Origin of the sequence: Mesorhizobium sp. M2A.F.Ca.ET.037.01.1.1 (assembly GCF_003998075.1) — a bacterium.
Classification (GTDB): Bacteria; Pseudomonadota; Alphaproteobacteria; order Rhizobiales; family Rhizobiaceae; genus Mesorhizobium.
In genome coordinates, this window is the sequence record NZ_RZSA01001403.1 from 1 (window position 1) to 1,223 (window position 1,223).

Annotated in this window: 1 protein-coding gene; it reads right to left on the bottom strand. The window is 58.7% G+C overall.

Annotated elements, in window-relative coordinates; translation table 11 throughout:
• Nucleotides 1-518 precede the first annotated feature (518 nt).
• A complete protein-coding gene (locus EOA27_RS42750) occupies nucleotides 519-1,088 on the bottom strand; it encodes a hypothetical protein (RefSeq protein ID WP_245454735.1) in 570 nt (189 codons plus the stop codon).
• Nucleotides 1,089-1,223 lie beyond the last annotated feature (135 nt).

The following is a 1,223-nucleotide window of genomic DNA, read 5'->3' on the forward strand; positions in this document are numbered from 1 at the left end:
GCACGAATATGATGCTCGCCGCCCTTTTCATCGCCCAAGCGACGAAAACTGATCTCCCGATCGGCTGCCGGATCCTCATGCTGTTTGTCGCATTGTTCCCTTCGAACTGAACAACCCGCATTACCGGTGCAGGCCTCGTCACAATGGCTGCAACGCTCTTTCTTGTTCCGGCCGCACCGGTCACCTCCGTGGGGCTTATTCTTGGCGTCGATCAGCTTATGTCCGAATGCCACGCGCTGACGGTTTTTCTCCGCAGCGTAGCGGCAACGCTGGCTGTCACCCGGTCCGGGGCGAGCGGGATAAACGACGATTCGGGGAGCGCCTCACTAGCGGACCGTTCAGCGCTCCGGCGGTGGACGGTCAAGTCGCCCGGCGTGGTGAACACAATTCCCCGTGCGAACGACGCTCAGCTATTGGGGTGGACCCGATGGCGCAAAGCCGTATTTGAGAAGCCGCCAGATCGCACCGGCACCTGTGCGCCTGTAGCAACTGCGGGGCACGATCAAAACTGACCCATTTTACACCAAAAAGGCGGCCGTTGCTGCCACGCCGTCCATGGATTGGAGACTCATGTCTAAGCCGACTGCCATCACTGTCGCAGCTCTTCTTTTACTCCTCGCCTTGCTGGCGAGCCAATATAGCGCGAACCTGCACCGGCAGGCGTGGTCGACCGACAGGCAAAAGTGGAGCGGCGCATTCGACAACGATCTCCTTCGCCAATCGCCGGCAACCCGCAAGGCGATGCCGTTCTGGTCATATTCAATGACTACCACAACTGTCCGCATTGCAGACTGGCTGATATCAACTACCAAAAAGCCTTCAAGCATGAACCCAATCTGAAGCTTGTGATCAAACAGTTCCCGGTCCTGGGACCGGATTCCCAATTCCCAGCCTTCGCCGCACTCGCCTCGAGAAAACAGGGAAAGTTCGACGAATTCCACCGCGCCCTTATGATTTCCCCCAGTTGAAGGGTCACTCTCAAGATCGCAGCGCGTGTAGGCCTTGACGTTGAGCAGCTCAAGCGGGAATGCAAGATCCGGCCATCGCAGATGAAATGCGCGGTCCGCGCACTCGCGAAAGGTCTGCACTTAGACGGTACGCCCGCGTTGGTGGTCGGCGATATAGTGGTCGCCGACCTTGTGGACATGGCCAGCTTGCAACGCTTGCATCGCCGATGCGCGCTCAAAGCGTGCTGGCTCTCGTGCGGGGCAGCATCTGTAGAC